Origin of the sequence: Actinomadura roseirufa (genome assembly GCF_900659635.1) — a bacterium.
GTDB classification, from domain to species: domain Bacteria; phylum Actinomycetota; class Actinomycetes; order Streptosporangiales; family Streptosporangiaceae; genus Spirillospora; species Spirillospora roseirufa.
The window spans coordinates 24,632-31,644 of record NZ_CAACVB010000077.1 but is presented as its reverse complement, the minus strand read 5'-3'; the positions used below and the strand labels follow the sequence as shown (position 1 = coordinate 31,644).

General features: G+C 69.8%; 7 protein-coding genes and 1 pseudogene. 5 read left to right on the top strand and 3 right to left on the bottom strand.

What is annotated here, in order from left to right; translation table 11 throughout:
* Window positions 1-740 (bottom strand): NrfD/PsrC family molybdoenzyme membrane anchor subunit (gene nrfD, locus E1291_RS18270; protein ID WP_165495174.1); only part of this gene is annotated, 740 nt, incomplete at its 3' end.
* Window positions 737-1,585, bottom strand: coding sequence for a 4Fe-4S dicluster domain-containing protein (locus tag E1291_RS18265; RefSeq protein WP_242614222.1), 849 nt, complete (start codon window positions 1,583-1,585; stop codon window positions 737-739). The genes E1291_RS18265 and nrfD, both read right to left, overlap by 4 nt.
* 486 nt (window positions 1,586-2,071) lie before the next feature.
* On the opposite strand from E1291_RS18265, the gene E1291_RS18260 reads away from it, so the two are divergent.
* From E1291_RS18260 to E1291_RS44010, 3 genes and pseudogenes are all read left to right on the top strand, one after another.
* A complete protein-coding gene (locus E1291_RS18260; RefSeq protein WP_131739023.1) occupies window positions 2,072-2,728 on the top strand; it encodes a DUF4360 domain-containing protein in 657 nt (218 codons plus the stop codon).
* 97 nt (window positions 2,729-2,825) lie between these two features.
* Window positions 2,826-3,476 carry a DUF4360 domain-containing protein gene (locus E1291_RS18255; protein ID WP_131739022.1) on the top strand — a complete coding sequence of 217 codons (651 nt, stop codon included), beginning with the start codon at window positions 2,826-2,828 and terminating at the stop codon, window positions 3,474-3,476.
* Window positions 3,477-3,649: 173 nt separating this feature from the next.
* Window positions 3,650-3,976, top strand: a pseudogene (locus E1291_RS44010) (transposase); the annotation flags it as partial.
* Between the two features lie 204 nt (window positions 3,977-4,180).
* Here E1291_RS44010 and E1291_RS18245 read toward each other — a convergent pair.
* Window positions 4,181-4,954: a dienelactone hydrolase family protein gene (locus E1291_RS18245; RefSeq protein WP_242614221.1), complete on the bottom strand. Its 774-nt coding sequence runs from the start codon at window positions 4,952-4,954 to the stop codon at window positions 4,181-4,183.
* Between the two features lie 365 nt (window positions 4,955-5,319).
* Between E1291_RS18245 and E1291_RS18240 the strand changes: the two genes are divergently transcribed.
* Both E1291_RS18240 and E1291_RS18235 read left to right on the top strand, forming a co-directional pair.
* Window positions 5,320-5,595 (top strand): hypothetical protein, encoded by a 276-nt coding sequence (locus tag E1291_RS18240; RefSeq protein WP_131739020.1) that lies wholly within the window; start codon window positions 5,320-5,322, stop codon window positions 5,593-5,595.
* Window positions 5,596-5,709: 114 nt separating this feature from the next.
* Window positions 5,710-6,678, top strand: a complete 969-nt coding sequence (locus tag E1291_RS18235; RefSeq protein WP_165495173.1) for a hypothetical protein — start codon at window positions 5,710-5,712, stop codon at window positions 6,676-6,678.
* Window positions 6,679-7,013: the final 335 nt, after the last annotated feature.

Genomic DNA, 7,013 nt, shown 5'->3' with positions numbered 1-7,013 from the left:
GCCATCCCGGCCGCGGCGGCCGCGGCGGACCCGGTGAACACGAACGGCAGCTCCCGATGGCCCTCGTGCCAGGCGGGCACCGCCGTGTCGGCCGCCAGCACGGCGGTGTAGGCGGCGACGGCCGGGCCCAGCGCCGCGGCCCCGGCCGTCGCGGCGGTGCCGAGCCGGGGGAGCAGCCCCGTGACGTCCAGGACGGCCGCCGCGCCGGCCGCCGGCCCGTAGGCCAGCAGGAGCCACGACCCCATGCTCATCGGCGAGGTGGGCTTGACCACCCGCAGCATGTGATGGAACCGCGAGGGCCGCCCGAGATCGTGCACCAGCGCCGCGGTGGAGCCGCCGAGCGCGGCCAGCGAGGAGATCTTCATGGCCCGCGCGGTCGCGGGACGGCCGGTGAGGTGTGCCCCGGCCGCCAGCACCGACCCGGCGCCCGCCAGGCCGCCGAGGAAGAAGTACCCGGCGATGTCGAGGGCCTTCCACGTCGGCGGGTTCAGGACGGGCTTGCCGTAGTACGAGGTGAACTCCGCCTCCGGAACCATCGCGCGCTCGCCGCGCCGCCCACGCCCCCGTCGCCCCCGCCCACCGCGCCTGGGACCGGCCCCGGTCCCAGGCCGCGCATCCCCTCCGGGAGCCGCACCGCCCGTGCCCACATCACCGCCCGCCGCTTCACCTTCCGCGGCGGGCTTGGGGTCCGTGGGCGGTTGGCTGTCGGCGTCGTCCCGTCCCGCGTCCTTGCCGCTCATCGTCCGCGCCTCCCGTACCAGGTCGTGCGGCGGCCGCGGTCCACGGATCCGTGCGCCGCGAACAGTGCGGCCAGTCCGCCCAGCAGGGTGAGCGCGGCGGCGCCCGCGTGCCGCCACATCGACGGCAGGTCGCGGGTGGTGACGACGGGATCCGGCGGGAGCCCGTACACCTCGGGCTCGTCCAGCAGGAGGAAGAACGCGCCGTCGCCGCCCACGCCGTCCTCGGGGTCGTGGCCGTACAGCCGGGCCCCGTCAACGCCGAGGTCGTGCAGCCGGTCGACACGGTCCGCGGCCCGCTCGCGCAGCTCCTCCAGGGGACCGAACTGAATGGAGTCCGTCGGGCAGGCCTTGGCGCAGGCGGGCTCCCGCCCGGCGCCGAGCCGGTCGTAGCACAGGGTGCACTTCCAGGCCCGGCCGTCGTCCTTGCGCTGGTCGATGACCCCGTAGGGGCAGGCGGGCACGCAGTAACCGCACCCGTTGCAGATGTCCTCCTGGACGACCACAGTGCCGAACTCGGTGCGGAACAGCGAACCGGTCGGGCAGACGTCCAGGCACGCCGCGTGCGTGCAGTGCTTGCACACGTCGGACGACATCAGCCAGCGCAGGCCGCCGTCCCCGTCCGGGGGACCGGCGTCGGGAGCGGCTTCGTCCGCCACGCCGCCAATGGGTCTTTCCTGCTCGATGAACGCGACGTGCCGCCACGTGTTCGCGCCGAGGCCCTGGGTGTTGTCGTAGGACATGCCGGTGAACTCCAGGCCGTCCTCGGGGACGGCGTTCCATTCCTTGCACGCCACCTCGCACGCCTTGCAGCCGATGCAGACGGAGGTGTCGGTGAAGAACCCCATCCGCGGTGGCGCGTCGCGGTATCCGGCGTCGCCCGCGACGTCGGGCTCGGCTCCGGCGAGCAGGTTGCGTCCGATCAGGCCGCTCATCGCATGGTCTCCCCGTCGGCGGGTAGGACGCTGCGACCGTTCCCCGGCCGGCGCCCGTTACACCTCGCTCACCAGGGATCCCGCGCCGTGACATGTGTGGAAAATGTTCTGGCGGTTCTGAACCGGTTCTGAAATTCGATTGCTTCTTTTGCTGGAACGGTCCGCTTTCAAATGTCCCCAGGTCATTGAAAGTTCCACTTTCTGAAGTGGCTGTTTGGCGATGTTCTCGTATGGTGACCCGAACGGGGTCCGCCAGGGCTGACAGTACATTCAAAGCAAGTTAAAAAGTGGTGATTGACCGGTCCTTAGGGGAATGGTTACTCTTCGGGCAAGATCCTGGATCACGTTCCACTGTTTCGGCCGCCGAAAACGCATCCGCCCCCAGCGAAGAGGAATCGCATGCGTAAAGGGATCGCCATTTCCGCCGCCGCCCTGGCGACCGCGGCCATGGCCACGGTGAACACCGCTCCGGCTTCCGCCTCCGCGCCCCAACTGGTCCGCGGGCCGAACGGCGTCACGATCGAAATCGCCACCGTGAACGGCTCGGGCTGTCCTGCCGGGTCGGCCGCCGTGGCCGTCTCCGATGACAAGGAGGCCTTCACCGTCACGTACAGCAAGTACACGGCGCAGGCCGGCGGGGACTCGGCATCGACCGACTCCCGGAAGAACTGCCAGATCGCCATGAAGGTGCACGTCCCGCAGGGCTTCACCTACGCGATCAACTCCACCGACTACCGGGGGTTCGCGAACCTGGAGCCGGGGTCGACCGGTACCCAGAAGGCCAGCTACTACTTCCAGGGCGACCCGCGGACCACGTCGCACTCCCACGCCCTGCGCGGCGAACTGATCGACAACTGGCAGTTCACCGACACCATCGACATCGCCGCGCTCGTGTACAAGCCCTGCGGCGAGGAGCGGAACTTCAACATCAACACCGAGCTGCGGGTCACCAAGGGAACTGACGCCAGCAAGGTGAGCTTCCTCGCCATGGACTCCACCGACGGCAGCATCAAGACCACCTACCACTTCGCGTGGAAGCGCTGCCCCCTGCCCTAGGAATTCGGCTTCATCCGACGCGACCGTAGACCGGCCGGCGCCGCGGTGCGAGTTCCCGGATCCACCACCTCTCCACCCCCCTAGAGGAGAAAGAGTCATGCGCAAAGCGATGAGCGCCTCGGCGGCCTGTCTCGCCGCCCTGGCCATGGCGTCGACGGCGTCGACGGCGAACGCGGCCGGGGACGACCCCCCGCCCCCGGACAAGATCACGGTCGAAGTCCTCACCGTCAACGGCTCGGGGTGCCCGGCCGGGACGGCCGCGGTGGCGACGGCCAGTGACAACTCCGGCTTCACCGTGACCTACAGTAACTACCTGGCTCAGGCGGGTGGCAGTTCGACCGCGACCGACTTCCGGAAGAACTGCCAGCTCAATCTGCGGGTGCACGTGCCGCAGGGGTTCACCTACGCGATCGCCGGGGCCGACTACCGCGGTTTCGCCAACCTGGAGGCGGGCGCGTCGGCGGTCGAGCGGGCCAGTTACTACCACCAGGGCACGTCGCCCACGCAGGCGGTGACCCACAACCTCAAGGGGTCGCTGGTCGACAACTGGGAGTTCAGTGACCGGACGCCGGTCACCGAACTGGTCTACAAGCCCTGCGGTGAAGAGCGCAACTTCAACGTCAACACCGAACTGCGCGTGACCAAGGGGTCGGACCCGTCGAAGACGAGCTTCATCGCCTTCGACTCGACCGACGGCAGCGTCAACACGCTGTACCACTTCTCGTGGAAGCGCTGCCCCGGCGCCTGACCCGCCGGCGGTAAAGGGCCGCGTCCTCTCTCGGGGGAGGGCGCGGTCCCCGCGCATGCCGCCGGTCCTCCGAGCCGGCCCGGCGCCGTGCCGCGCCGGGCCGGCTCAGCGCGCGTGCAGGGCAGCGGGGACAGTGAAGCCCACCGGGTTTGGTGAAGTCCTTCAAGCCAGTCATGATCTTGGCCGGCAGGGAGGAGAATCACCGCGATGGCAGCACCACGCAAATATCCCGGGAACTCCGTGACCGGGCCGTCCGGCCGGCCATGGAGTCCGACCGCCCCATCGCTCAGATCGCGGCCGATCTGGGCATCCACCGTGAAGCCCCGCGTACCTGGGTGCGCCAAGCCCAGGCCGACGCCGGCCAGCGTCCCGAGCAGCCGACCTCGGCTGAGCGGGAGGCTGCGCAAGGAGAACGACGAGCTCAAGCGAGTCAACGAGATCCTCAAAGCCGCTTCAGCGCTTTTCGCCGCCGAGCGCGGCCGGCCCCGGATGAGGTAGTCATGGTGGTCGACCACTCGGCGCTGGCATCGGCCGCTGTGGCGCTGCGGGATGTCGCCGCCGCGCTGGCCGGCACGGCCTGGTCCCCTCCAGCCCCGACGGCTATGACGACCTCGCCGCCCCGAGCCTCACGGCCGCCCAGGCCGCCGCCGTCCTCGCCGGGGAGATCCGGATCCGCTGATGGTCGGCTTGCGCTCTGATGTAGATCACTCCGGCACGGGTAGGCATTCGGCGAGCAGGTTGATGATGTCGTGCCAGGCTCGCTGGGCGTGTTGTGGGTGGTGGCCGACGCCGGGGACCGCGGCATGGTCGACCGGTGGGTGGTGGAAGGCGTGCAGGGCGCCGCCGTAGACCACCAGGCGCCAGTCGACGCCTGCGGCCTGCATCTCGGCGGTGAAGGCGTCTCGCTGTGCGGGCGGCATGATGGGATCTTGGGATCCGACTCCGGCCCACACCGGGCAGCCGATGCGCGCCGCTTCGCCCGGTCGGCCCGTGGTCACGGCGTTGACTGTTGCGATCGCGCGCAGGTCGGCGCCGTCGCGTCCCAGTTCCAGCGCGATCGCGCCTCCGGTGCCGTAACCGATGGCGGCGATCCGGTCGGGGTCGGTCCGTGGTTCGGCGCGCAACGCCTCGAGCGCCGCGTGGCCGATGTCGCGCATCCGGTCGGGGTCGGCGAGCAGCGGCATGCAGCGGGCCAGCATCTCTTCGGGGTCGTCCAGATAGCGCCCGCCGTGGATGTCGAAGGCCAGTGCCACGTATCCCAGTTCGGCCAGGGCTTCGGCCCGGCGGCGTTCGACGTCGCTGAGCCCCAGCCCCTCGGGCCCGATCAGGACTGCGGGCCGGCGCTCGATACCGGCGGGGAGGGCGAGGTGGCTGATCATTGTCAGGCCGTCGGCCGGGTATTCGACCGTACGCGTTGTAACCGTCGTCATGAGAGCGGACAGTAGTGACCCGTCGGGCCTGGTCGAGCCGGTGTTCACCGCTGGCGGACGGTGCTCTGTGCCGGCTGCACCACCAGGGCACGCCGCGCCGCCGCGCTCGTCTCGTACAAGGTGGACGCCCTATGCGAAGCGCACCCGCCCCTCCTCACCCAAGCCCTGGAACACGTGACCGGCAGCGCGTGACCGCCGCCCGCTTCCACGACAGAGGCCAGGGCGACGAGGGTCCCTGATCGCAGTGCAGGACAGGGGCCCTTTCCGCTGCCAGGGGCCGCGCGCACGTCCGAGAGCCCGATGAGTTACCCAATAGACATGAGTGATTACTTTGTGTAGTCATTGGGTAGGGGGATGGTGCGGCGCACGTCACGCCCAAGAAGGCCCACCGCTCCGGCAGGGAAGGAACGACAATGACGGTCTCCGTGTACGGATGGGTCGACCGCGAGGGCACAGCCAAGGCCGGAACCGGGTTCACCTCACGCCGCGACCGCGATGGCTGCCACACCATCACGCTCGACAGCGCGTTCTCCGCTCTCCCCGTCGTCGTCACCTGCGTGGTCAACGCCGACAACGGGCTCGACGGCGCCTACCCGATCGAGATCACCAGCCAGGGCTTCAGCGTCGTCACCACCGAGAGCACCGGCCCCGCGACCGACCGGGAGTTCTCCTTCATCGCGACCGGCTGACGCACACCGGTTGAAGCTGCAGTGCCTCTGACCAGCGTCGAGGCAGAAGGAGAGGCGTCAATGAGCAGGAGTCTCCCACGACCGGTGCCCGTCCCTGTGGTGATGGTGACGGGTGTGCTGGCCGCGCTGCCGCTGTTGCTGACCGCTGTGCAGGGCACCGCCGTGGCCTCCACTCCACGCCCCGCCGCGTACTCCGCAGCGGTGGCGGTACGGCCAGGTGGTGATGGTGGCGGCGGACCGGTGCCCGGGTCGCGGGGCCCAGCACCGAAGATCCAGCGGCCGCCTTCTGTAGCGGAGCCGAAAGTCCCGCCGCGGCTACCGGTCCTGCCGGGCGCGGCCGCGGCGCCTGGCCGTCAGATCGTCCCCTACGGGCCGATGACGGTACCGGCGGGCGAGGTGTGGCGGCAGTGGGTCTACTGCCCGTCGGGGATGCGTGCGGTGAACGGCGGGGAGTCCAACACCAGCCCCGGCGGGATCCAGCTCATCCACACCGGCCCGTACACCCCGAGCAGTGACGCGGGCTGGATCGTCAACGTGCGCAACCTCTCCAGCACCCCGGCGGAAATGACCGTCTACGCGGTGTGCGACTCCGATGTCAGCGACTATCTCTTCACCGAAGGCGCACACCGGACGGCCGAGCCGGGCGCCTACGTCGCCGCCGGCGCGAGGTGCACCGACGGCCGCAAGGCGGTGGGCGGTGGTTTCTATCCGCAGCCGAACACCGTCGTCGCCCCCGGCCTGACGCCGAGCTTGGACGCAAACGCTTGGACCAACTACGTACGCAACACCGGCTTGGCCAATGTGGACGTGTGGCCGTATGCCGTCTGCGTGAGAGGCACCGGGCCCTATCAGGTCGTGGACGGCGAACTGCTCACCGTCCGAGTGGGTCAGCTCGCCTCGGCCACGGCACCCTGCCCCCAAGGTTGGCGCGTGATCGGCGGAGGCGTGGACCAGCCGCACGACAGCCCGGTCGGCGCCGTCACCGCCACCTACCCCGACTCCGCCTCTTCCTGGAAGGCCTACTTCCTCAATAACTCCCCCTATGAAACAAGGATCCAGGCCCACGCCTTCTGCACATTCTGACGAGGATTGGCGCGCACCGTTTCGGGTGCGTGCGGCACCGATCCGGCTTGCCTGAACTTCCGCCATCCCCCAGGCCCCTGCGCACGACCACGAACGCCATTCACCCATGTCAGAGGCGCCCCCGGACGAGGAGGATTCGTCGTCCGTCCTCACTGGGGCGACGCGAAGTAGAGCGCGATGGACGAGGGCGGCGAGGTGGAAATGGCCGAGGCGCGCCCGGCCCCGTGCCCCGCGCGTATGTGCATCGCGCGCATGATCATGTGGTGTATGCGGTGCTGGACCCGACTTTGGCCGCCAACCGGCTGGTGGTGGGTCCTCGACCGGCAAGTCCCGCG

Excerpts from the sequence above, each read along its gene's own strand:
- E1291_RS18265 (WP_242614222.1), bottom strand. The coding sequence starts at position 1,585 with ATGGGGTTCTTCACCGACACCTCCGTCTGCATCGGCTGCAAGGCGTGC.
- E1291_RS18260 (WP_131739023.1), top strand. The coding sequence starts at position 2,072 with ATGCGTAAAGGGATCGCCATTTCCGCCGCCGCCCTGGCGACCGCGGCC.
- E1291_RS18255 (WP_131739022.1), top strand. The coding sequence starts at position 2,826 with ATGCGCAAAGCGATGAGCGCCTCGGCGGCCTGTCTCGCCGCCCTGGCC.
- E1291_RS18240 (WP_131739020.1), top strand. The coding sequence starts at position 5,320 with ATGACGGTCTCCGTGTACGGATGGGTCGACCGCGAGGGCACAGCCAAG.